Source organism: Methylomonas sp. EFPC1 (assembly GCF_016925515.1).
GTDB classification, from domain to species: domain Bacteria; phylum Pseudomonadota; class Gammaproteobacteria; order Methylococcales; family Methylomonadaceae; genus Methylomonas; species Methylomonas defluvii.
In genome coordinates this window covers 218,450-241,753 of sequence record NZ_CP070494.1, presented here as the reverse complement: position 1 = coordinate 241,753, position 23,304 = coordinate 218,450, and the positions used below count along the sequence as shown (strand labels likewise).

General features: G+C 53.0%; 20 protein-coding genes and 1 pseudogene. 7 read left to right on the top strand and 14 right to left on the bottom strand.

Annotation, left to right across the window (positions count from 1 at the left end; translation table 11 throughout):
• Positions 1–5: 5 nt before the first annotated feature.
• Both JWZ98_RS01085 and JWZ98_RS01080 read right to left on the bottom strand, forming a co-directional pair.
• The gene (locus JWZ98_RS01085; protein ID WP_033156796.1) at positions 6–371 is read right to left on the bottom strand and encodes a membrane protein; all 366 of its coding nucleotides are present in this window, start codon (positions 369–371) and stop codon (positions 6–8) included.
• A gap of 3 nt (positions 372–374) precedes the next feature.
• Positions 375–1,814, bottom strand: a complete 1,440-nt coding sequence (locus JWZ98_RS01080) for a UbiA family prenyltransferase (RefSeq protein ID WP_033156797.1) — start codon at positions 1,812–1,814, stop codon at positions 375–377.
• 290 nt (positions 1,815–2,104) lie between these two features.
• On the opposite strand from JWZ98_RS01080, the gene JWZ98_RS01075 reads away from it, so the two are divergent.
• From JWZ98_RS01075 to JWZ98_RS01065, 3 genes are all read left to right on the top strand, one after another.
• The gene (locus JWZ98_RS01075) at positions 2,105–2,860 is read left to right on the top strand and encodes a pentapeptide repeat-containing protein (RefSeq protein WP_084153291.1); all 756 of its coding nucleotides are present in this window, start codon (positions 2,105–2,107) and stop codon (positions 2,858–2,860) included.
• A gap of 13 nt (positions 2,861–2,873) precedes the next feature.
• A complete protein-coding gene (locus JWZ98_RS01070; protein WP_033156798.1) occupies positions 2,874–4,271 on the top strand; it encodes an amino acid permease in 1,398 nt (465 codons plus the stop codon).
• A 542-nt stretch (positions 4,272–4,813) separates the two neighbouring features.
• Positions 4,814–5,887, top strand: a complete 1,074-nt coding sequence (locus JWZ98_RS01065; RefSeq protein WP_205452684.1) for a hypothetical protein — start codon at positions 4,814–4,816, stop codon at positions 5,885–5,887.
• Positions 5,888–5,955: 68 nt separating this feature from the next.
• Here JWZ98_RS01065 and JWZ98_RS01060 read toward each other — a convergent pair whose 3' ends face one another.
• The 6 genes and pseudogenes from JWZ98_RS01060 to speA form a co-directional block, all read right to left on the bottom strand.
• Positions 5,956–6,393, bottom strand: coding sequence for a transposase (locus JWZ98_RS01060; protein WP_225892930.1), 438 nt, complete (start codon positions 6,391–6,393; stop codon positions 5,956–5,958).
• Between the two features lie 85 nt (positions 6,394–6,478).
• Positions 6,479–7,015: pseudogene (locus JWZ98_RS01055) on the bottom strand (transposase).
• 1,255 nt (positions 7,016–8,270) lie between these two features.
• Positions 8,271–9,590: a UDP-glucose/GDP-mannose dehydrogenase family protein gene (locus tag JWZ98_RS01050; protein ID WP_033156801.1), complete on the bottom strand. Its 1,320-nt coding sequence runs from the start codon at positions 9,588–9,590 to the stop codon at positions 8,271–8,273.
• 16 nt (positions 9,591–9,606) lie between these two features.
• Positions 9,607–10,473, bottom strand: a complete 867-nt coding sequence (locus tag JWZ98_RS01045; protein ID WP_033156802.1) for an NAD(P)-dependent oxidoreductase — start codon at positions 10,471–10,473, stop codon at positions 9,607–9,609.
• Between the two features lie 71 nt (positions 10,474–10,544).
• Positions 10,545–11,153 carry a GDSL-type esterase/lipase family protein gene (locus JWZ98_RS01040; protein WP_033156803.1) on the bottom strand — a complete coding sequence of 203 codons (609 nt, stop codon included), beginning with the start codon at positions 11,151–11,153 and terminating at the stop codon, positions 10,545–10,547.
• 64 nt (positions 11,154–11,217) lie between these two features.
• Positions 11,218–13,065: a biosynthetic arginine decarboxylase gene (gene speA, locus JWZ98_RS01035; RefSeq protein ID WP_205452682.1), complete on the bottom strand. Its 1,848-nt coding sequence runs from the start codon at positions 13,063–13,065 to the stop codon at positions 11,218–11,220.
• A gap of 62 nt (positions 13,066–13,127) precedes the next feature.
• On the opposite strand from speA, the gene speE reads away from it, so the two are divergent.
• From speE to JWZ98_RS01015, 4 genes are all read left to right on the top strand, one after another.
• Positions 13,128–13,973, top strand: coding sequence for a polyamine aminopropyltransferase (speE, locus tag JWZ98_RS01030; RefSeq protein WP_033156805.1), 846 nt, complete (start codon positions 13,128–13,130; stop codon positions 13,971–13,973).
• A gap of 252 nt (positions 13,974–14,225) precedes the next feature.
• Positions 14,226–15,140, top strand: a complete 915-nt coding sequence (locus tag JWZ98_RS01025; RefSeq protein ID WP_101052675.1) for a GGDEF domain-containing protein — start codon at positions 14,226–14,228, stop codon at positions 15,138–15,140.
• Between the two features lie 163 nt (positions 15,141–15,303).
• Positions 15,304–15,741, top strand: coding sequence for an exosortase system-associated protein, TIGR04073 family (locus JWZ98_RS01020; RefSeq protein WP_033156807.1), 438 nt, complete (start codon positions 15,304–15,306; stop codon positions 15,739–15,741).
• A gap of 35 nt (positions 15,742–15,776) precedes the next feature.
• Positions 15,777–16,472, top strand: coding sequence for an OmpA family protein (locus JWZ98_RS01015; RefSeq protein WP_033156808.1), 696 nt, complete (start codon positions 15,777–15,779; stop codon positions 16,470–16,472).
• Positions 16,473–16,555: 83 nt separating this feature from the next.
• Here JWZ98_RS01015 and JWZ98_RS01010 read toward each other — a convergent pair whose 3' ends face one another.
• The 6 genes from JWZ98_RS01010 to JWZ98_RS00985 all read right to left on the bottom strand — a co-directional run bounded on the left by JWZ98_RS01010 (position 16,556) and on the right by JWZ98_RS00985 (position 23,027).
• Positions 16,556–16,756, bottom strand: coding sequence for a hypothetical protein (locus JWZ98_RS01010; RefSeq protein WP_205452677.1), 201 nt, complete (start codon positions 16,754–16,756; stop codon positions 16,556–16,558).
• A 42-nt stretch (positions 16,757–16,798) separates the two neighbouring features.
• A complete protein-coding gene (locus tag JWZ98_RS01005; protein ID WP_101052679.1) occupies positions 16,799–17,074 on the bottom strand; it encodes a late competence development ComFB family protein in 276 nt (91 codons plus the stop codon).
• Positions 17,075–17,199: 125 nt separating this feature from the next.
• Complete coding sequence (locus tag JWZ98_RS01000; protein ID WP_205452674.1) at positions 17,200–18,399, bottom strand: ABC transporter permease; 1,200 nt, start codon at positions 18,397–18,399, stop codon at positions 17,200–17,202.
• Between the two features lies 1 nt (position 18,400).
• On the bottom strand, positions 18,401–19,606 hold the full coding sequence (locus tag JWZ98_RS00995) for an ABC transporter permease (RefSeq protein ID WP_205452672.1): 1,206 nt from the start codon (positions 19,604–19,606) through the stop codon (positions 18,401–18,403).
• A 150-nt stretch (positions 19,607–19,756) separates the two neighbouring features.
• A complete protein-coding gene (locus tag JWZ98_RS00990) occupies positions 19,757–20,971 on the bottom strand; it encodes an amidohydrolase family protein (protein ID WP_205452671.1) in 1,215 nt (404 codons plus the stop codon).
• A 64-nt stretch (positions 20,972–21,035) separates the two neighbouring features.
• Positions 21,036–23,027 (bottom strand): TonB-dependent receptor plug domain-containing protein, encoded by a 1,992-nt coding sequence (locus JWZ98_RS00985; RefSeq protein WP_205452664.1) that lies wholly within the window; start codon positions 23,025–23,027, stop codon positions 21,036–21,038.
• Positions 23,028–23,304: the final 277 nt, after the last annotated feature.

Here is a 23,304-nt window from a genome sequence, read left to right as displayed (position 1 = left end):
CAGAATCAGGAATTGGCCACGAGCCAAACGCCCTCGCAAATCAGCAAAATGCCCAAGACGCGGAAAGCGGTGACCGTCTCGCCGAGCAGCATGCCGATCAGCACGGTTAACGCAAAGCCCAAGCCTACCAAGGGATAGGCTTTACTGACATCCCATGATGCCAACACCTTCAACCAAACTATCGCACCCACGCCGTACAAGGTAAAACCGGCAAACACAAATTTGTTGGTAAATACGATCCAAGGCAGGCGTGGTGTCAGCGGCCCGGCCATCGCCTGCTTGACATCCACACTGGACATGCCGAGTTTCAGCATAAACTGCGCGGCAACAGACAGGACGATGCTAAAAATAGCGATCAGTAGAATTTGCATGGCTTATTCCCAATGTGAAAAATGAGCGGCTAATGTGGCGAACAGCATCAAGAGCACTGTGATCCGGCTACCGAAGTCGCGAACCGCAAACACCAGCGGGTCATCGTGCATTTCCCCGCGAGCGGTTTTAATCCACAGGCGTGCTAACCAATAAATAAGGCCTATCGCCACAAACCATAACAGCTGCGGATTTAGGTAACGTATCTGAGTCTCCGCCGAGGTAATAAATAAACCAAACACCACCACCGCGCACAACGCGGAACTGACACCCAAGGGCCAGAGCACGACCAGATCCACCGCCCGGTAATCGCGGCCATGCGTGGTTTCCCGGCCTTTTTGTTGCAAAGCAACCAGTTCGGAACAACGCTTGACTAAAGCCAGACTGAAAAAGATAAACACCGAAAAAGCCAACAGCCAGGAACTGGTCGCTACCGACGCGGCCACGGAACCGGCAATAATCCTGAGCGTATACAGCAGAGATAGCACCATTACATCGATCAATACATAGGATTTCAATAGCCATGTATACGTAGTGGTGACGAATAAATACAACAGCAACATGCCCAAAAAGGCCTGCGACACGGCGAGCGCTAACATCAGGCCGCTCAGCAATAGCCCGCAAGCGGCTGCCAGACCTTTCAAAATGGGCAATTCAGCACTGGCAAACGGCCTAAATTTCTTACGCGGATGATTACGGTCGCTGTCCAGGTCCCACAAATCGTTACCCATATACGTGGCGGACGCGGCCAAGGAAAACCCGAAGAAGCCCAGTACAACGGTACCCAACTTATCCAAATCATCAAACGAAAAAGCCGTTAGCAGCGGCACGAATATCAACAGGTTTTTCAGCCATTGATGCACCCGCAGCGCGCGCAACCACAACCGGATTTGGTTCAGGTTGGCAGTAAATTCCTGTTCTATCGGTGTATGTTCCCGCACGAATTTCGCGACCGGCTTTGAGGTATTAACCAGGATTGCGGCCTGTGCGGCTCGCCAAATCGGCAAATCGGCCTTGCTGTCACCCGCATAGACAAAATTCGGCCCCACTGCCTCGCGGATGGCCTCCAGCTTGTTGACACCTTTAAGATTATGGTTCTCATCGCTGCCTAACACTTTATCGAACAAATCCAGATGTTTGGCAACCGCATCGGCTATATCGGTATGTGCTGCGGTGGCGAGCACCAACTGCCTGCCCTTCCGTTTTTCCGCGCGCAAATACTCCAGCAAATCAGTCCGATAAGGCAAACTCTCGACATCCAGGGCCGATGCTTGCGCCACGCGCGCTTTAAACGCCGCTCGCCCCTTCGCTAACCAAAACGGTAATTTGAATATAGCGTGCGGCTGCCGTTTACAGACCTGTAATACCGATTCGACCAAGGTGTCGGTGGGCGTCAGCGTGCCATCCAAATCAACGACAAGCGCGGCTAGCGAAGTTTCTGTCATGTTATGTTTCTTTTAGAGTGATTGGTGCAACGCTGAAAAAATCGAAAATATCTGGCTCATCGAAGGCATTGTAATGTAACAGCAATTCCGCAAGCTACGTTTAACTGGGGCCGCGCGGCCACCCACAAGCACCCTTGGCCGCGTCCCGCTTAATCCTCAGAAAAATCCAAGTACAATCCGGGCAGCATTTTTCTCGTTGAGTCTGTCTGTGACCCTGTTACTATCAACGACAATACGGTCCTGCCAAGCGGATTATCCGAATCAACAATGACAATATTGCGGAGGTTTTAATGACAAACTTATCGATCAAAACATTTCTAGCGCTATTTCTGGCGAGTCAAAGCATAGCCCATGCCGCCGATCTCACCCGCGCCCAAGTCGAGCAAATGCTGACCAAAGCGGACAAGCAACACCCCGCCGACCTGCGCCGTAAGGATCTAACCGACCTGGACTTGTCGAATCTGGATTTTCGTAATGCCGATTTATGGGGCGCCGATCTAAGACGCTCCAATCTGAATAAAAGCAATCTGCAAGGCCTGACGCTGGATTTAACGGTGATGACCAATATCAAGCTCAGCGCCGCTAATCTAGCCAATACCAGCATCTTCGGCGTCAGCCTGATGCACGCCGACCTGAGCAACGCCGACATGAGCGGCAGCCGGGTGGTGGCGATCATGGACGGCGCCAATTTAAGCCATGCCAATCTCAGCAATGTGCAATGGGCGGCGGACATGAAAAATCAATCCATGGGCTTGATGCGCGCCAGCTTGAAAGGCGCCAATTTGACCGGTGCCAATCTCAGCAACGCCCAGCTTGGCCGGGCCATGTTAAAACACGCCAAATTAAATAACGCCAACTTACAAAACGCCGATCTGTATTCCGCCGAAATGGACGGCGCCAATCTGACCGGTGCCAATCTGACCAACGCCAATTTCTCGCAAGCCAAATTGCACGACGCGATTTTTACCGAGGCCGTGACGACCGGCACCCGCTTCGACGGCGCCCAAAACCTGCCCGATTCCGTCAAGCCCACCTCTTCCAAATAATCGAGACCACTTCATGCAAATCCCCAAGCAATTACTGCAACGCAAATCCGTCGAGGCCTTGACCGATGTTCAGCACGGCTTAAAGCAAACACTGACGGCCAAAGACTTGACCATCCTGGGCATAGGCGCGGTGATCGGCGCCGGCATCTTCGTGTTGACCGGCATCGCCGCCGCTAAATATGCCGGTCCTGCCATCGTAGTATCGTTCATTCTGGCCGGCATCGCCTGCGGCCTGGCGGCCATGTGTTACAGCGAACTGGCGGCGATGATTCCGGTTTCCGGTAGCGCTTACAGTTACGCTTACGCGACGATGGGCGAATTAATGGCCTGGATCATAGGCTGGGATTTAATCCTGGAATACGCCCTGGCCAGCAGCACGGTGGCAATAGGCTGGGCCGGCTACCTCACCAGTTTTCTAGAAAACTTTGGCGTGCATTTACCCACCTATCTCACCACCGCCTATCTGGCCAACCCCGCGGCCGGCTTCATCAATCTGCCAGCAGTGGCAATTATTTTATTGCTGACCGGCCTGTTGGTGATCGGCATCCGCCAATCGGCAATCTTCAATTTCGTCATGGTACTGATCAAACTCTCGGTGATCGTCGTCTTCATCATCGCCGGCTCCCAACACATCGAAACCGGAGAGAATTGGTCCAACTTCATGCCATTCGGGTTTGGCGGCGTATTGACCGGGGCCGGGGTAATTTTCTTTGCCTATATCGGCTTCGACGCCGTTTCCACCGCCGCTCAGGAAGCCATCAACCCGCAACGCGACGTGCCGATCGGCATCATCGGCTCATTGGCGGTCTGCACCTTGCTATACATTCTGGTGGCAGGTGTATTGACCGGCATCATTTCCTACACCGAACTCAACGTCCCGGCACCCATTGCGCTGGCGGTCGATCATGTCGGCATGGGCTGGCTGTCACCGATCATTAAAATAGCCGCCATCGCCGGTTTGACTTCGGTGATGTTGGTGCTGTTGATGGGGCAGAGCCGGATTTTCTTCTCGATGGCCAAGGATCAATTGTTACCGCCGCTATTCGCGCAGGTGCATCCCAAATATCAAACACCACATTTATCGACCATACTGGTCGGCGTCGCAGTCTCCTTACTCGCCGGCTTCATGCCTATCGAGAAGCTTGGCGAGCTAGTGAGTATCGGCACCCTGTTCGCGTTCGTACTGGTCTGCGGCGGCGTCTGGATTTTACGTAACAGCCATCCGGAAATGGAACGCCACTTCAAATGCCCAGCCGTGCCTTACGTGCCGATTGGCGGGATTTTGGTGTGTTTGAGTTTGATGGCGGGCTTGCCGATTGATACGTGGATTCGGTTATTCGTTTGGCTGGTGATTGGGTTTTTGATTTATTTTGGGTATGGGGTAAAGCATAGTCAGCTTCGGTCTTCTTAACTTTTGAAGTTGACTGGCTTTCAACTAGTCCGTTCGCCCTGAATTTGTCGAAGGGCTACTAATGTGTCGCTAACACGACGGTTTAATTTAATGTCGGGTCTCGGCCCGACAGCCGCGATACTTTCTTTTGCGTGGCCAAAAGAAAGTATCCAAAGAAAAGGCCACCCGGATGCCGCTTATTCCCTGAGCTCCTCGCTTTTGAACGGGGTCGCCGAAAGGGGCTTCCTGCCCCTTCGGCAACGTGCGGCATCCATGCCGCACCCCTTCGGGCAAATCCGTTCAAAAGCTCCGGTGCTCGGTGCGGCATACAGGAGAAAACCCGCCGGGGATTTGAAATTCAATTAGTTACGATCAGATATATGCTGCTGACGTAAGGAGGTGCATCGTTCGCGATCAATGCGCTTCACGTCGTTCAATACATCTACGGTCCTGGATATAACCGGGGGTTATATGAAATTGAAAAATACAATTCTCACTGGAATACAGTGCAAAGCCCGCTGCTGCTTTCGCCTTACGGCTTTGCCAAAAGCCGAGACTAAAACATGGGTTGGGATCTTTTAAATTTGTTTATCGCTCCGGGGACCTTGCGCTTAATCGTCTGGGCAGTGGCGATAGGCGCTGTCGCGACTTTTCTGGTAGTGCTGTGGTTTAGCGTTTCCGCCGCCCGGCGCAATATCGATAATCCTAAACTCAGATATCTAGCCATGGGTTTAGTGTTGGCGATATTTCTGATGCCTGTGGCTTACAAGCTCCATCAAAACCACCTGAAACAACAAGCGCTGGACGCCAAGCTCGCCACCATGACCAAGGCCTTGGATCGCTATCACGAACTGTGTAAAGGCGCGGGTGAGAAGATTTATCGTACCGTCGATGATGTCGATGGGGTGTTTTTGATGAAACTCGAGTTCGATGAGAATTCTGACATTAGCCAGTACAGCAATGCGGCCAAGAGTCCTTATGAAAGTCTTGGGGATTTCGACAGGGTTCTGTATAAAACTTTCCACTCTATTCGGTATATGAGTTTCGATGGCTATATTGAATCGTTTTTGAACGATGGCGGTTTCGGGCGTGATTGCTGGGTTGGCGATACCAATAGGTGCAAGCAGCAGCCCGCGTTCAAATACGTCGAGGCTATCGACCCCGGCGACGGTAAACGTTACCGCTATACCGGCAGTTGGCAAAGAAACGACAAGGTTAAAGGCAAGGAATGGAGCGAACTGCTTCGTAAAGTTGGCTACATCCCGCGCGAACAGTTAGTGCCGGCCAAACCCGGTGATAGAGCTTGGTACGACTTAGTGCTGACTCGCGAACCAGCCGGCGATCCGCCGCCGCGCTATGGCGTGACCTACGACGACCTGGAGACCCCGGAAGAGCGGAAGATGTGGATTGCCGGCAGCTCACTGAAAGTGATCGATCTGCAAACCGGGGAGTTGCTGGGCGAACGCATCGGCTATTTACATGATCGAGGTGGTGGCAGTGTGGCTGGCGGCCGGCAGCCATGGTCATTTGCTAAAACCGGACTGGGCTGGTCGTGTCCTCCACAGAGAGTGGTAGGCCGTTCCAAGCGTGATTTCATAATGGATGTATTACATACCAATCAAGGAGTTAAACCATGAACGAATCGACGATCTCATCTCATTCCCACGCGCCGCGTGGGAATGCAAACCTGCCGCGCTGCGGTCAGCTAAAACCAATCCCGATAAACCGGCAATAATCCTTCCTGACCCGCATAATTCCGGGCGCTCGAATAGCGCCAATGCTCCGGTAGATCAACATAATCGCGTTTGACCTGATTCAGGTGGATATACTCCAATTTCTGCCTCAAGACGTCGGGGTTATCGATCATCTGCGGATGACTTCCTTCTTCCCACAACTGATATTCCCTGTCAGTTTTGTGCGCTTCGCGGAACCAGTTCAATTGCTTCAATAAGCGCTCGGCATTAACGGCTTGCAAATAATCGATCAGCTGGCGCGCGGTGTAAGATTTGAAGTGGGCCAATTGATGGGTTAAATCGTCAGCTTGTACCAGCAGGTGCAAATGGTTTTCCAGAATGACGTAGCCGTATATTCGCCAATTGTGTTGTTGTTGACGGTAAAGCAAGGCGTCCAGCACGATTTGCACGGTAGCCAGTCGGGAAAATAATGTATCCAGTTATCTCGTTCCCACGCGCCGCGTGGGAATGCAAACCAGCCGCGCTGCGGGCCAGCTAAAACCAATCCCGATAAACCGGCAACAGCCCTTCCCGCCCTGCATAATTCCGGGCACTCGAATAACGCCAATGCTCCGGGAAATCAACATAACCGCGTTTGACCGGATTCAGGTGGATATAGTCCGGTTTCTGCCGCAAGACCTCGGGGTTCTCGATCATCTGCGGATGACTTCCTTCTTCCTACAACTGATATTCCCTGTCAGTTTTGTGCGCTTTGCGGAACCAGCGTAACTGCTGCAACAAGCGTTCGGCATTGATAGATTCCAGATAATTGATCAACTGACGCGCCGTATATGACTTGAAGTGGGCTAATTGCTCACGTAAATCGTCAGCTTGTAGTAATAGGTGCAAATGATTTTCCAGAATGACGTAGCCGTATATTAGCCAATTGCGCTGTTGTTGACGGTAAAACAAGGCGTACAGAACGATTTGCACGGTAGCCGGTCGGGTAAATAACAGTATCCAGTTCAGTACAGTGCAGGTTAAGAAATACGGCTGTTGGGATTGGAGAATACGGTAACGACTGCCGCCCATGAGTTTGACCTCGTTTGCTTGCTTTGTCGCATGTTACCGCTGGCGCGGATAGACTGCGTTCCCACGCCGCGCGTGGGAACGAGTGATCCCTGCCGCACCCCTTCGGGCTAGTCCGCTCAAAAACTCCGGTGCTCGGCGCGGCATACGGGAGAAAAACCATCCTGTGTGGTGGGCAATTTTGCCCACCATTGGGCTTTCACCCCGCGTGGGCACTAAATCCCACGCTACTGGGCTACGCCTATTGACGCCCTACATGCACCCTATGCACGTGAAGAAAGCCGGAAAACAGTCATTCAGTGCTTGAATCGACGAATTAATTACTTGGTTTTCTTGAAGATGTAGCGAGCAGCGACCAAAACAACAATTACGACTATCGCTAAAGCTAGTCCAGCAAACAGAAGCGACTTTTGTGGACTGATGTCAAATTCAGAGATAGATAGCACAATAAGAGTCGTTGCCACTCCGAGTGCCATGGTGGACATAGCAATGCCAGACCATAATTCATGACGATCCGCACATTGCTCACAATAAATATACCTTCCGCCTCTGTGGTGACAAATGACTCGACATTTCGTCATCGAGACAGGGGTTCCGCATGAATAACATTCCTGTCGAATATTTCTAGCCTTTCCGCGTAAGTCGCGGAATATATGTATAAGCAATGCCAATATAACTGGCGAGATCAGAATGATAAAAAAGATAAAAAATCCCATAATGCAAGTAGTCTAGGTGAAACGCAAGGCCGTAAGGCGCAATTCGTAGGGCGTCAATAGGCTCAGCCATATTGCGCCGTATATCGGCCTTAAATCATTCGGCGCATTACGCTATCGCTAATGCGCCCTACAAAACTGATGTTACCGCTGGCGCGGATAGTCTGGACTCCCACGCGGCGCGTGGAAACGAGAGAAAACTTCGTAAACAATAAGCTGCGATTTGGGGCGGGGGTCTCCCGTATGCCGCGCCGAGCACAGGAGCTTTCGGCGGGAATAGCCCGAAGGGGTGCGGCAGGGATGCCGCACGTTGACTAAGGGGCAGGAAGCCCCTTTCGTCAACCCCCGGCGAAAGCTTCGGCGCGCAGGATCAAAGCGGCATCCGGGTGGCCTTTTCTTTGGATACTTTCTTTTGGCCAAGCAAAAGAAAGTATCGCGGTCGTCGGTCCGCGAACCGACATTAAATAAACCGTCGCGCTAGCGACACCTCAACTTCGATACCCCTTAGACAAGCTCAGGGCGAACGGAGTCAAATACCAAACTAATCAACGCCCAATCGCGTAATACTGCAACCCAAACTGTTTAACCAACCTCGGCTCATACATATTCCGCCCATCGAATATCACCTTGTCTTTCAACAAGCGACCCAAATCGTCGAAATCCGGGCTGCGGAACTGTTTCCATTCGGTGACGATGATCAACGCATCCACGTCGCTTAGAGTATCCGCCTGCTTGGCGCAGTACACCAATCCGGCTTTATCGCCGTAAATACGGTGCGCTTCTTCCATTGCTTCCGGGTCGTAGGCTCGCACTGTGGCACCGGCATCAATCAAGGCTTCCAGCAATACCCGGCTGGGTGCTTCGCGCATGTCGTCGGTGTTGGGTTTAAACGCCAGGCCCCACAACGCAAAGGTTTTGCCTTTAACTCCGTTCGGATAATGCGTGGAAATTTTCTCGAATAAACGGTGCTTTTGCCGGTCGTTGACGTTTTCCACCGCGCTGAGCAATTCGGCTTGATAGCCGTAATCGCGGGCGGTGCGTTCCAGCGCTTTCACGTCTTTCGGGAAGCAGGAACCACCATAGCCGCAGCCGGGATAAATAAAGCTATAACCGATACGGCTGTCGGAACCAATACCGTGGCGGACATTCTCGATGTCGGCGCCCAGTCTTTCCGCCAGATTGGCCAATTCGTTCATGAAGCTAATTTTGGTGGCCAGCATCGCGTTAGCGGCATATTTGGTCAATTCGGCGGAACGAATGTCCATGGTGATGACCCGCTCGCGGCTACGATTGAACGGCGCGTACAGCGCTTTCAACAATTCGGCGGTTCTGGGGTTGTCGGTACCGATGATAATGCGGTCCGGTTTCATGAAATCGTCCAGTGCCGAGCCTTCTTTCAAAAATTCCGGATTGGAGACGACGTCAAATTCCAATTCCTGGCTGCGCTCGGCCAATACGTCCTTGATGGCCTGTTTAACCTTGTCGGCGGTGCCGACCGGTACGGTGGATTTATCGACGACGATTTTATAATCGCTCATGTGTTCGGCGATGCTTTTCGCCACGGCCAACACATATTTCAAGTCGGCCGAACCATCCTCGTCCGGTGGCGTACCGACGGCGATGAATTGAAACAAGCCAAAATCCACAGCTTCTTTAACATCGGTGGTAAAGCTCAAACGTCCTGCGGCAACGTTGTCCTTGACCATCTCGTCCAGACCCGGCTCGTAAATCGGAATGATGCCTTGTTTGAGTTGGTCGATTTTGCGCTGGTCAACATCCATGCACAGCACTTGATTACCCACTTCGGCCAGACAGGCGCCCGTCACCAAACCCACATATCCACTACCAAACACCGTAATTTTCATCGTTACACCTTGTAAACTAATTGGAAGATCGTTTCTGTTTTAATCGATACAACGCGGAAATATCCTCGTCGCCATAACCCTTGGCCATCAGTTTGGCATAATCCGCCAGCGTGGCGATGGTTAGCGGACAACCCACGCCGGCATGCTGCGCCATATGCTGGGCTATTTTTAAGTCTTTATGATGAAGCGCCAGTTTAAATCCTGGCGGGAATTGGTGTTGCGTCATGGTCTTGCCGCGATGCTGTAAAAACCAGTTACCCGCCGCCCCGCCGCTGACGACCTTGATGACTTTGTCCATCGGCAAACCTTGCGCTTCCGCAAACGCCAAAGCTTCGGTCACCGCTTGGTTAATCCCCGCACACATAATCTGGTTCACTGCCTTGCAGGCTTGCCCGGCACCGACATCGCCCAGGTGTTCGATGCGTGCGGTCATGGCCGCCAACACGGGCCGAACCTGCTCCAAGGTTTGCGCGCTGCCGCCGACCATCATGGCCAACGTGCCTTTGTTGGCGCCTTCCACGCCGCCGGACACTGGCGCATCCAGAAATGCGGCATTCTTCTCCGCAAGTTTTTGCGCCGCGACAATCGCTGTTTCACTGCTGACCGTGGACATATCCACCACCACACTACCAGGGCGAACGGTTTTAGCGACTGCATCCACCACCATCAATACGTCTTTATCCGCCGACACACAAATCAACACGACATCGACTTGACCGGCCAGTTGTTCGATAGTCTCGCAAGCCTGGATTTGCAATTCCGCCGCCAATGCCTCGGCTTTACTAAAGGTCCGATTGTAAACCGCGGTCAAGTAGCCGGCCTTGGCAAGATTACGCGCCATGCCCTGGCCCATTGCCCCCAATCCGATCAAGCCTACCCGCATGTTATATCCCCCGTAATATTGTCTGGACCATTATAGCGTCTTAGTTGGGTCCTAACAGACCGCGCGGACGATTACAACGCTCCGTGTTTTTGCAATAACGCGACAACATTTTCCGCCAAAAGCCGATACCCCCTATCATTAGGATGGACCGTATCCGACTTAAGCTCGTTATTTGCCAGAATCTTAGGCAAACTATCCAGATCGCTCGGCACGCCTTCAGATGCAGCCAGCTCTTCATAAATTTTCGCGCTATGTAAAAACACGATCCCAAACGCCGGCACACCCAACATTACGACCGGAATATTACGTTGCCGGGCTTCGGCTATCATGGCTTTAAGATTGTCCCGGGTCTGATCGGCGGCGAGTTGTTGCAGAATATCGTTGCCGCCGTGTATCAAAATTAATAGATCGGGCTTGTATTCATCCAGCAATGCCGGTAAGCGCTGCCGGCCTGCACTGCTGATCTCTCCAGGAACGCCTTCATTAATGACCTCGCGGCCGGTCAGTTGCGTGAGTATGCTGGGGTAATCATGCTGGGCCGAAGCACCGGTTCCATAAGTCAAGCTATCGCCAAAGGCCAGAATGACGGCGTTATCCGGCAGCTTGCTTAAGGCTGGCTTTGGTTTATTACAAGCCATACCACCGAATAGCAATGCCACAACCATCAGAACTATTTTCATGCTCGCCCTCGATCCTTTAAGCGCCTGGGGCGCAGCACCCTTATCTATCCTTCTATCGCCTTAGCTATTTTTCCAGGTAGGTATAAGCATTCAGTCCGGCCAACAGCTCCTGCTCGAAAGCCTGCTTTTGCGCAGCCGTTAATCCGCTGACACCCAACTTTTGCCGGTAGGCGGTTTTTAACGCTTCGGTATTGATATGCACATAATCCAGCAGTTCGCTGACATCCTCGCCTTCCATGAAGTCACCGAAACGATAGCTGTCTCCCTCCAGTTCGATATTGATCGAATGCGTGTCGCCGAATAGATTGTGCATATCACCCAAAATTTCCTGATACGCGCCGACCATGAAAAAGCCGATCAGATAGTCCTGATCTTCGGCAATGCTATGCAGCGGCATGGTGTTGGCGATGTTCTGATGATCGACGTATTGATCGATACGGCCATCGGAATCGCAGGTTAAGTCTTGCAGGACCGCACGCCGGTTGGGTTGCTGCTGCAGATTATGAATGGGCATAATCGGGAAAATCTGATCGATACCCCAAATGTCCGGCATCGATTGAAACAAGGAGAAATTGCAGAACACCTTGTCCGCCAGTTTTTCATCCAGCTCCTGCAAAATTTCGCGGTGATGGTGATTATCCAGGTTCAACTTGCGCTGAATTTGCTGACACAAACTGACATAGTGCTTTTCGGCTTCGGCCAGTTCGGTCAGCGACAAATCGCCTTGCACGAACTGGGCGCGGGCTTCGGCCATGTTGAATTGGGCATTGTGATAAGCCTCGGCGATATTTTGCCCGCTGATGGTCACCGCCGTCGCCGCACCTTGCAGGCTTTCAACTTCGGTAACATTAGTAATCAACACCGCATGATGCGCGGTGATGGCACGACCGGATTCGGTGATGATATTGGGCTGCGGCAGACCGTGCTGCTGAGCCACGTCCGCAAAGGCGCGGACGATGTTTTCCGCGTACTCGTTGACGCTGTAGTTGATCGAACATTCCCTCCGCGAACCGCTGCCGTCGTAGTCCACACCCAAACCGCCACCGGCATCGACCGTGGTAAGGTTGGCACCCAATTGATGCAATTGCAGGTAAAACTGGCCGGCTTCTTTTAAGGCCAGTTTGATGTCGTGGATATTGGCGATTTGCGAGCCCATATGAAAGTGCATCAGTTGCAAACAATTCAACATATTCAATTGCTGCAAACGGGCAATCAGTTGCAACACTTCACTGGCATGCAAGCCAAACTTGGATTTCTCGCCGCCGCTGTTCTGCCATTTGCCGGCGCTGATGGTCGATAAACGCACCCGCAAACCGATCAACGGTGTGACTTGTAGCTTAGCGGCTTCTTCGATGATCATCTCCAGCTCGGAGGGCTTTTCGATGACGATGAATACCGACAAGCCCATTAACTGGCCCATCAAAGCCATGCGGATATAAGCCCGGTCCTTGTAACCGTTGCAGACGATGGTACCGCCAGGTTTGGCCAGTCCTAAAATCGCCAATAACTCCGGTTTGCTGCCGGCTTCCAGGCCGATATGCTCGGCGGCAACAATGCTTTCCACCACATTGCCTTGCTGATTAACCTTGATCGGATAGACCGGCGTGTAATGGCCGCTGTAATGGTTCGCGGCTCTGGCTTGGTCGAAGGCCTGCTGCAGCTGACGGATGCGGTCGCACAAAATATCGGTAAACCGCACCAGCACCGGGAAGTTCAAGCCCTTGCCCCGCAAGGCCTGGGCAATGTCGAACAGATCGATTTCGGTCGCGCAATCGGCTTGCGGCTTCACGCAGACATGGCCCTGGTCGTTAATTGAAAAATAACCGTTACCCCATTGCTGGATAGCGTAAAGCTGCTTGGATTGTTCAATCGACCAGGGTTGTGTCGGCACGCGCGGTATCCTAACTGTCATAAAGAGGTAGAAATTCTAAAGTATAATGATGAACGTTATATGACTTTTTACAGGACTTTCCCATGCTCGACGATCAATGGTTTAGCGAAGCCCAAGAGCCTTCCGGTTCGGCCTTCTCGTTAAAAATCAAACGCAAACTGCACGAGGAGCAATCCGAATTTCAGTTTCTGGAAATCTACGAAACCGAACAGTTCGGCAATCTGATGGTAATCGACGGCTGCACCATGGTCTCGACTCGGGATAATTTCTTTTATCACGAGATGATCAGCCACCCGGTGTTGTTCACCCATCCCAACCCGAAAAATGTGTTGATCATCGGCGGCGGCGACTGCGGTACTTTACGGGAAGTGCTGAAGCATCCTGGCGTCGAAAAAGCCGTGCAAATCGACATCGACGAGCGCGTCACCCGCTTGGCGGAAATCTATTTCCCGGAACTGTGCGAATCCAACAACGATCCGCGCGCCGACCTGAAATTCATCGACGGTATTAAATGGGTGAAAGAGGCCGCGCCGAATAGCGTGGACATCATCATCGTCGACAGCACCGATCCGGTCGGCCCGGCCGAGGGCTTGTTCTGCGCTGATTTTTACAAGGATTGCTATAAAGCTTTAAGCGAGAACGGCATCGTGGTGCAACAAAGCGAATCAGCCCTGCTGCATATGAAAATTCTCAAGGAAATGCGCGAGGAAATGAAAGCGGGGGGATTTGCAAACTTCCAAACGGTCTTCTTCCCGCAATGCATTTATCCATCAGGCTGGTGGAGCGCAACGATGGCCAGCAAAACCGATTTGTCGAAGTTCCGCGAGCAGGACGCGGTCAACAAGGGTTTTGAGACTGTTTATTACAACAGCGACATCCACAAAGCCAGTCTGGCAATGCCGGAGTTTTTCAAAAAAGCCTTCGCTTAACCATTGCTCGAGCCGAAGCCACGCGCTTCGGCTCTGCTGAGCAGTTCTTAGCGCGCCACGCTGAACATGGCCTCAAATCGTTTGGCCACGTGCTCACATCCCTTGCTAGCTATCCGGCTATCTGCGACACTGAGGCCTTGTAGGAGGTTTCTTACAGCGCGCCTGACTGGCAAGATAGTCTCGCAACTGCCCGAGTAACGCCCCAAAAGCATATTTCATTACCTAAGCCAGGAGATGATTAGGACTCGCCCGATGACCACGCCTCCCGACAAAACTCAGTTAATCTTGTCCAACACCTTGATCGGCAAATTATCCGAAAACAGTCGTGACACTTCGGAGCTTGAGCCGTATTTGGTGGTGTTATCCGGTAGCGATCAAGGCAAGCAATACAAATTGCACCATCATCAGCATGTGTTGGGCCGCGAACCGGCCGTGGATATTCTGATTCCCGATCCTAAGGTCTCCCGGCGCCACGGCCGGCTCTGGGTACAAAACCGGCATATCCTGCTGGAAGACTTAAACTCCACCAACGGCACCTACGTCAACGGCAAGCGGGTCGCAAAACATAAACTCGAATTACTCGACAGAATCCTATTGGGCGACACTTACTTAAAAATCGATTACAAACGCGCCAACGAAGCTAAATCCGAACAGGCGCTATACGCGGCGGCGAATCTGGATGCGATGACCAACATTCTGAACCGCAACGCCTTCATGCTGCGCGCGCAACAGGAATTGTCTTTTTGTAAACGCAACGAAACCCGATTAACGGTGATGATGTGCGACGCCGACCATTTCAAGCGCACCAACGACAATTTCGGCCATCTCGCCGGCGATCAGGTCCTTAAAGAACTGGCGAAAATCCTGAATGCGGAAATGCGCCAGGAGGATTTCCTGGCCCGCTACGGCGGCGAAGAATTCATCATGTTGTTGCGTGACATTTCCAGCGATGCCGCAACCACCTTGGCGGAGCGCATCAGACTGACGGTGATGCAACATACGTTTCAATACCAAAGCCAGCCCATACCTACCACCCTGTCGATTGGCGTCTGCTCGTGCCGAATAATGGCCGACACCTCCCTGGAAGCCATTATTCAAGCAGCCGACGACGCCCTTTACCGCGCCAAGAAAAACGGCCGAAATCGCGTAGAAATCGACGCCCGATAACTTTAGCTTGCCAGCCGGCCAATACAAACACCTGGCTTCATAAGGTATTTGCATTTATCCGCGCCGTGCGTTACTGTCCAACTTCCAGTGTTTTCGGCGTTCTGCTGCTATGCTTAGGCATGCTACGTAGAATTAAATTTGTAACACCACGGGAGTATCTAACATGAATAAAAATAAATTCCTCACCACCTGTTTGCTGTCAGGTGCATTATTGGCCAGCCAAATGGCAAATGCGGACGAAAACCATCCGGGTTATCTGGCAGGTTTCACTTCCAGAGTTAGCCAAGGCTTTGCTAACACCACCTTCAGTTTTATTGAAATCCCTAAAAACGTGGTCAACATCACTCACGACCAAAACATTCTGCTGGGTTCAAGTTGGGGTCTGCTGCGTGGCGTAGCTCACACCGTCAGCCGCACTGTAATAGGCGTAGCGGAGCTGATTGCCTCGCCGATTCCCACCGATGAATTTATCTCTCCGCCCTACGTCTGGGATCGTTTTAGCGAAGATACCCGTTACTTCGGTCTGCATTACCCCGGCTACTGGACTCATTTCGGCCCGCTGGATCACGGCTATACCGACACGCTGGATCATGGCAAGTAACGCGGACGATACCGCTCGATATTGAGGATAAGATCATGACAAAAAAATACGTATACATCCCGCTTGCCGTTATGGCTTTGTCGCTGGCCGCCTGTTCCACGCCGAAAAAGGATGTGGCCGGGCTCAGCGCTGAGATTGATGCTGCATCCAAAGGTCATTACGGCCAAGCTTTGCTCCATGCTTCAGCAGCTGAACAGGACTTGAAAACCGCCAATCATGTGTTGAAACATTGGCAAAACGATTATTACTGGAACATCGACGAGAGTCTGAAAGCGCAAGAGGCCGCAAAATCGGCCGCGGCACACGTTTTGGCCTCGGAAAAAGAGTATTGCCAATGGCTGACAGAAGCCCATTCGCAAAACCACCATCACGTGGAAACCATTCACGAAACCGTGGCCTACTTTAAAACCGGCAGCCATGTGCCGTTTAAAACCAAGGAAGACACCATCAGCCATATCGGTCACTTTTTACACGACCACCCGGATGCAACAGCGACTGTCACTGCTTCCACCGACACAGTGGGTAAACCTGCGGCTAACCAAGCCTTATCGGAAAGAAGGGCTAAATCCGTTACCGAACTGCTGATTAAAAACGGTGCCAGAGCCTCGCAACTGGTCTCCAAAGCTATCGGCGAAGCGGGTGGCCCCGATAACACGGCGGATCAGAATCACCGGGTTGCCGTGGTTATTTCCGCACATCCCGACTATCTCGACTGCCCTAAATTTAAGTAAGCCCAACCCACCCTGCTCGCGCCAGCGGCAGGGTAATTGGCGGCAGAGATTCAATAACACGGTTATCGAATCTCTGCCCCATCTTAAATCTCGTCTGCCTGCTGTTTCTGCCGATCCGCGCTTTCAAAAATTTGTTTTTCCGCATCCCTGGCCTGATCCATGGGTTGCTTGATTGCATCAGCCAGCGGCTGCTGCACCACTGGCTGATTCGCCTTGTCTGGCGGCGAAGAATCGCAAGCCGGCAAACCGCCAGCTATTAGTAAAAAGATCAAAGCGTTTTTCATGGCTTTACCGAATCGGCGACGTCAAAGGTTAAGGGCAAAAACTCAATCATTGCGGTGCTCGCGAGGACGGCGCAAAACCTGCTTTATCGCCTGCTCCACCGCCAGATCGACAGCACCGGCCATCTCCTGATATTGCTGCTCGCTGACATTAATACCCTTATCGATGGTGTTCCGCACATAACACGGCGGTAATTGGTTCAGCGCCAGACAAGCCACGTCTTCCTGAAACGCTTGACTGAAAGGCTCGTCGGCCTGCTCAGCAAGCTTCCAAAGCCGATCTATCACCAATCGCTCGTAATAATTACTAATATTCAGCATAAAGGCCTCTTAAAAAACATTGGCTACCAATGCTGATAAGCATAGCCCAGAATCCGACTTGGCCGAATCCATTCGCCAGGCTGACAGAGGCCCTGATTATTCTCATTTTTTACGGCGGGCATAGCTCATTCCGCCCGCAACGCTTCCAGCGGGTTCAATCTAGCGGCCTTGATGGCCGGCACCACACCGGCCGCAATGCCGATAAATAGGGAAATTGCAAAAGCGGCAACGATGTAATTCCAGGCCAATTGCACCGGTAATGCCGGCACGAAAGCAGCGGCGAGCTTTACCAGTGCCACGCCCAATAAAACACCACCGGAACCGCCGACCAGACTCAACAACATCGCTTCGCCGAGAAACAGCTTAAACACCATGCCACGCTCGGCACCAATAGCCCGCAACAAACCAATCTCCGATACTCGTTCCGACACGGCGATGGTCATGATGGTGAGAATACCGACCGAGCCCACCAGTAACGAGATACTACCCAGCGCCGCCACCGCCAAGGTCAATACACTCAATACCGAATCCATTTTTTCCAGCATCTGGTTTTGGGTAACTATCGTAAAATCCTCGGCACCGTGCCGCGCTATCAAGCGGCGTTTGATGGCTTGCTCCACCGTTTCCGCGCTGGTCTCACTGCTGTATAGCAAATCGATTTCCATCAAACTCTGCCGATCAAACATCTCCATGGCCTTGCCGCTGGCAACGAACACCGTATCGTCCAGGTCAAAACCCAACATTTGTCCTTTGGCCTGCATCACGCCGATTACCCGAAACCGGTCGCTACCGATGCGAATCCGTTGCCCCAGAGGGTTGGTATTGCCGAATAATTCCGTGCGCATCTTACTGCCCAACACCGCGAACGCTCGCGGATTATCCAAACCATCGTCGGGTAAAAAGCGGCCGCTATCGACTTTTAATTGCCATACTTGCGGCAAGGCGGCGCCGACGCCAAACACATTGGCCCGGCGCTGTTTGTTGCCGGCCTCAATCCGGGCATTGCCCTGTACCATCGGCATGGCGGCCAACACGTGATCGAGATTTTCCAGACTGGCCGCATCGGCCGTGGACAAAGGCCGCACCGTGCTGATGGTCGCACCGGACATGCCAAACGTGGTGGTTTTTCCGGGATAAACCGCGATCAGATGCGTGCCGAACTGGGTAAATTCCGCCAACACGAAACTATGAATGCCGCGGCCGATGGAGGTCAAAATCACCACTGCGGCGATGCCGATGATCAGGCCCAGGGCGGTCAACAACGAGCGCTGCCTATGGCTGCTAATGCTGCGTAACGCCAGCTTGGCTAAATCCAGCCAGTTCATCTTAGCGCCTCGCCAAAGCGGCGACCGGGTCGAGTCGCGCAGCCTTGCGAGCCGGCAACCCCCCAAAAACCAGCCCCGTCACTAAAGCGACGGCCAAGGCCGACACTCTGGCCCAAATCGGTAGAGCAACCGGAAAATTCGGATACAACCACTGTAAGATCAAAATACCGAACTGACCGAGTACGCTGCCGACCAGCGCGCCGGCCAACGACAACAAGGCCGCTTCGCATAAAAACCAGCGTTGCAGTTGGCTTTGCGTGGCGCCCAAGGCTTTCAGCAAGCCAATTTCGGCAGTGCGTTGGCTGACGCTGACCAGCATCACATTCATCACCAACACCCCGGCCACCGCCAGACTGACCGCGGCAATACCGGCCACGGTAAAAGTCAACGCGGTGAGGATTTTATCGAAGGTATTCACCACGCTATCCTGGGTAATCACCGTCACATCGTCCTCGCCTTCGTGGCGCAGCTTGATGATAGTGCGGACCTCGTCGACGGCCTTATACATGGCTGCTTCAGAGTAGGCTTCAATTAAAATCCGAAACAATGAATGGCTGTCGAACAAGGCTTGCGCGGAAGCCACCGGTACGATGACTAGTTCATCAAAGCCGGTGCCTATCGATTGACCTTCCTTGGCTAACACGCCAATCACTCGAAACCGCCGATCATTGATGCGCAGCCATTGCCCTACCGCTTGTTGATGGGCAAACAATTCCTCGCTGATTTTTTTGCCGATCACACACACCGAGACTTCTTTATCGGCGTCGGCCTCCGGCAGAAACTGGCCTTGAGCCATGGTGAGATGCCGCACGCGCAGCAAGGCATGCGTGGAGCCCATGATATTGGTTTCCCGCTCCAGACCGCCAACCGATACCGGCGCGGAGCCGATACTGACCGGGGCAATCGCCGCGACGTGCTTGCTGCGGAATAAGGCAGCGGCATCGTCCAGCGTCAAATCGCGCGGGGTTTCGCCGAACAGGGGCGGGTGGCCGCCGGTGGTTTCGGTGCGGCCGGGCAGGACGATGACCAGATGGGTACCCAACGATTCGAATTCGTGGACCACATAATTGCGAGCGCTGTCGCCCAATGCAGTCAACACGTTCACGGCAGCCACACCTATGCTCATCGCCAAAATAATCAGTGCGGCGCGCAGGGGTTGAGTCTGGATGGCTTTGCCGGCCTGAAGAAGTAAGTCTTTACTGAGCATGGCGATTGGGTAACAAGCTTAGCCGGCAGTTTAGCCGGAACCGCCAACAAATACCCAGCTAAAACGCACGCACTCCATAGACCTCGGGGTTAGAGCCTTGAACTTTGGTTTTCCAGAGGCTGAGCAGAGCCACTATAGAACCGGGACCGATCAATTTCCGAAGTAATTGATTATCAGCTTGCCGCCGGACATCACCAAATCAGGGTATTCCAACAACTTAAGCTTTTGCGTCGGATCACCTTTTACCGCGATCAGATCGGCCGGCGCGCCGGGTAATAAGGAGCCAAGCAAGGGCGTATTCAGGTATTGGCCCGCTTTGGAGGTTGCGGTCCGCATCACATCCAACGGCGCCATACCAGCCAGATGTTGTAAGTACAGTAATTCCTGCCCATCTATGCCCCAGGGAATGTCGGGATGGGCGATTTCCGCGCCATATAAAAACTCCGCGCCCAACTCGGCCAAGCGCCTGACATTGCTGCTCAGGCCCGGACATTTCGACAAAGTATCGATGGTGCCGACGATTCTGACCTGTTGCGCCGCGGCCCGCTGCAATTGCGCGTCCGGCAATCTGTCGCAGGGCGCGTGGGCCCATTCATCGACACCGGCATCCAGGGCCAATTGTGCGCCTTTGGGCTCGGCAAGATGCGCCGCCACCCGGCGGCCGACTAGATGCGCTTCGTCGACAATGGCCGCCAACACCGCCGGCGCTAACATCGGCCAGCTATGTGGTTTATCGTGCGCTTTGCTGCGTGGGTCTTGGGAATGAGCGTGCGTGTGTCCGCCAGACCAAGGCGCGCCCGCTTCGCCGCCGGGCTCCAGCGCCACTTTAATCACTACCGCGCCGCCTGCCACCAGTTTACGCACCGCTTGCCGCGCCTGCTGCTCATCGGCTACCGGCATGGCAATGTCAGTTTCGCCCAGGTTAGGGATCGGATAGCCTGCCGGCGCGGTGATAATCGGCCCGGACGTCATCAGTCTTAAGCTGCCGTCGCCGCCGTAAGGCTGATGCAGCGGCCCGCCGACATCACGCACTGTGGTGATGCCATGGCGCAGCACGGTATCAGTCGGCACGTGTTGGTAGCTCAGATGGGCATGTAACTCGATGAAACCGGGCAACAGTGTGGCATCGCCTAGCTCAAGCCGGGGCGCATCGCTATCGTTAAACGCTTCCCGGCTGTCTATCCTGGCGACCTTCCCGTCGCTTATCAGCACCGCAGCATCGCTTCTGAGCGTATAGCCATCGAAAACCCGCGCTGCCGCGATGAGCAAATGTTGGTCTTGGGCGCAGGCGACGCTGCCCGGCAACGTCAACAGCAAAACCAAGAGTAATCGGTAGCAGTGCTTGAAACTAGATTGAGATTTCATGGCTATTTCAAAAAAGCAGCGCCGGCGAAAACCGGCGCTGTCGAGTGGATATGGATTAAATCGCCTAGAAGCTGGCGGCAATACCGATTTGCCCCCAAATACCCGGCATTTGATAACCAGGGCGATAGACATAGCGTTTATCAAACAAGTTTTCCACGCTGACAAACACTTCGCCTTTTTTGCCTAACTCGGCAATAGGATAGGCCAGCCGGGTATTCGCCACAGTAAAGGCTTCGACACGTTGGTTATTCACCTCGGCGACATTCCGGGCGCGATTCAACGCCCAAGTTCTTGATTGGTATTGCAGATCGAAAGAAAAGCGCAGCGGACCGATGGGGCCGTTGATGCCGGCGGTCACCGCTTGTTCCGGGGTGTAGGGCAAATTCGGGATGCTGGGGTTGAGTAGCGTCAATCCGGCAAATAGACTCCAGTCGGCGATCAAGTCTTGTTTTACCGACGCTTCCAAGCCACGCATCCAGTACGAGCCGTAATTGATATAAGCACCCTGGGTTAAGTCGAACACGTAGCGATTCTTGACGTTATCGATGAAAAAGCTCAGATCGATTTGCGTACTTTTGAACGGCGAAGCTTTCAAACCCACTTCAGCATGATCGACGTTTTCCGGCGACAAGTTTTGCCAGCCGTCGGCTGAAAAATTCGGTAAAAAGCCGCCGGAAAATAGATTTAACGGCACGTTCGACAAGGCGCCCGAGTTAGCCGCCGCGTCAATACCGGGATAGTTGACACCGTTTGAGACGTTACCGAACACGGTTAAATCGTCGGAGACAAATGACAAACCGGCGTGCGGCGAGGCTTTGGACTGGTAATGGCTATGGTCGTAAAAGCGCACACCAAGGGACGGGACCATCACCCACTCTTTGCTCAGCACCAGATCGTGACTCAAGGCCAGGTAAGGACTGGTGAGCCTGAAAGTGGGTGTGGCAAATTGATACACTTGATTGCCGGTTTGCGTGCCCAGGTTAGTCACTTTACCGTTCAGCCACTCGTTATCTATCCCAGCCGTTAAGGTGCCGCCCTGCCAGGGCGAAAACTGTTCTTTCCAGCGAAAGCCGTCCATGCTGTATTGGCTGAGCAGATTCGAGCGGTTGTCAGCGAAGCCGGTGAAGTAGGTATTTTGACTCAACCAATTACCGTCGCCGCCGTTATGGTAGAGAGTAAATTTGCCCTGCCAATCGCCGTGCGCGTGGCTGACGCTGGCCGCTACCATACCCGCAACCGTATCGTACTCGCCGATAGGCGGCGTGACCCCATATTGTCCGGGGTCGCCCGCTCGGTTATCCGCGTAGAGAAACGTCACGTCCGAACGCCATTGCGGATTTAACTGATAGCCGGCTTTTCCCATCACATTGCGTAATTCGCCATAGCCATTTTGGCGATGGCCGTCTGATTTGGCGTAGCCTTGTGCCAACGAGAAATCGAAATCACCGTACTTGCCTTGCACATCGGCTTGCTCGGTAATCGTGCCGAAAAAGCCGCCGGACAACCGGCCGCTACCGTGCAAACCGTCCTCCGCCGCAGCCTTGGTTTGCAGGTTGATCGAACCGAAATTGTTGCCGTTGATAGCCGGCTGCGGGCCCTTGTAAACCGTAATCGATTGCATGCCGTTGACGGGCAACAAATCCAGCAAAGGATGGTTCCAGGTAGCCATATACATAGGAATATCGTCGATATAGGTCTTGATCTCGCTACCTGGTCGGCCGGCACCCTGACCACGAATCGCCACCGCGCCGCCCTGGTCGCCGCCGAACGCACCGACGGGGTTGTATCGCGAGATCTGCACGCCCGGCGTTCTTTTCAGGACCGACGCCAGATCCAATGCATTTTGGTCGCGGATTTGTTCTTCAGTGACGACCGCAGATACGCCGGAGAACTCGTCCACATGATTTTCTTCGATAACAGGGTTGGCGACTACCTCGGTGGAATCGAGCTGGTCAGTCTTTTCCTCTGCCAGGACGGCGGTACCGGCTTGCAGTAGCGCAAAAAAAACCAGCAAGGATTTGGGTAAATTCAGTAAGGGCAGCACGGCGTATTTCATGATCATTCCAGTCAACATTCGGCAAAAATAAAACCCTATCCACCGAACATTTATCGCTGAATGTTCGAATATGGAAAGCGTTTATCACAATGCTGATTTTAACGAATCACTCGCAACCGCCTGAGTTACTTTCATATGCTAAAAGTAATATTTTTTATGCTATAAGTAGCAGCTGGAAATATCCGAATTTTCGACTACTTCATCCAAAAAAACTCAGCGGCCCATTTAGCAACCATTAATTAAGCCAAATAACATAGTTTAAATAAAAATTGCTTAT

Excerpts from the sequence above, each read along its gene's own strand:
- JWZ98_RS01020 (WP_033156807.1), top strand. The coding sequence starts at position 15,304 with ATGAATAAAAATAAATTCCTCACCACCTGTTTGCTGTCAGGTGCATTA.
- JWZ98_RS01050 (WP_033156801.1), bottom strand. The coding sequence starts at position 9,590 with ATGAAAATTACGGTGTTTGGTAGTGGATATGTGGGTTTGGTGACGGGC.
- JWZ98_RS01025 (WP_101052675.1), top strand. The coding sequence starts at position 14,226 with ATGACCACGCCTCCCGACAAAACTCAGTTAATCTTGTCCAACACCTTG.
- JWZ98_RS01075 (WP_084153291.1), top strand. The coding sequence starts at position 2,105 with ATGACAAACTTATCGATCAAAACATTTCTAGCGCTATTTCTGGCGAGT.
- JWZ98_RS00995 (WP_205452672.1), bottom strand. The coding sequence starts at position 19,606 with ATGCTCAGTAAAGACTTACTTCTTCAGGCCGGCAAAGCCATCCAGACT.
- JWZ98_RS01000 (WP_205452674.1), bottom strand. The coding sequence starts at position 18,399 with ATGAACTGGCTGGATTTAGCCAAGCTGGCGTTACGCAGCATTAGCAGC.
- speE (WP_033156805.1), top strand. The coding sequence starts at position 13,128 with ATGCTCGACGATCAATGGTTTAGCGAAGCCCAAGAGCCTTCCGGTTCG.
- JWZ98_RS01080 (WP_033156797.1), bottom strand. The coding sequence starts at position 1,814 with ATGACAGAAACTTCGCTAGCCGCGCTTGTCGTTGATTTGGATGGCACG.
- JWZ98_RS00990 (WP_205452671.1), bottom strand. The coding sequence starts at position 20,971 with ATGAAATCTCAATCTAGTTTCAAGCACTGCTACCGATTACTCTTGGTT.
- JWZ98_RS01005 (WP_101052679.1), bottom strand. The coding sequence starts at position 17,074 with ATGCTGAATATTAGTAATTATTACGAGCGATTGGTGATAGATCGGCTT.
- JWZ98_RS01065 (WP_205452684.1), top strand. The coding sequence starts at position 4,814 with ATGGGTTGGGATCTTTTAAATTTGTTTATCGCTCCGGGGACCTTGCGC.
- JWZ98_RS01040 (WP_033156803.1), bottom strand. The coding sequence starts at position 11,153 with ATGAAAATAGTTCTGATGGTTGTGGCATTGCTATTCGGTGGTATGGCT.
- JWZ98_RS01045 (WP_033156802.1), bottom strand. The coding sequence starts at position 10,473 with ATGCGGGTAGGCTTGATCGGATTGGGGGCAATGGGCCAGGGCATGGCG.
- speA (WP_205452682.1), bottom strand. The coding sequence starts at position 13,065 with ATGACAGTTAGGATACCGCGCGTGCCGACACAACCCTGGTCGATTGAA.
- JWZ98_RS00985 (WP_205452664.1), bottom strand. The coding sequence starts at position 23,027 with ATGAAATACGCCGTGCTGCCCTTACTGAATTTACCCAAATCCTTGCTG.
- JWZ98_RS01015 (WP_033156808.1), top strand. The coding sequence starts at position 15,777 with ATGACAAAAAAATACGTATACATCCCGCTTGCCGTTATGGCTTTGTCG.
- JWZ98_RS01010 (WP_205452677.1), bottom strand. The coding sequence starts at position 16,756 with ATGAAAAACGCTTTGATCTTTTTACTAATAGCTGGCGGTTTGCCGGCT.
- JWZ98_RS01070 (WP_033156798.1), top strand. The coding sequence starts at position 2,874 with ATGCAAATCCCCAAGCAATTACTGCAACGCAAATCCGTCGAGGCCTTG.
- JWZ98_RS01085 (WP_033156796.1), bottom strand. The coding sequence starts at position 371 with ATGCAAATTCTACTGATCGCTATTTTTAGCATCGTCCTGTCTGTTGCC.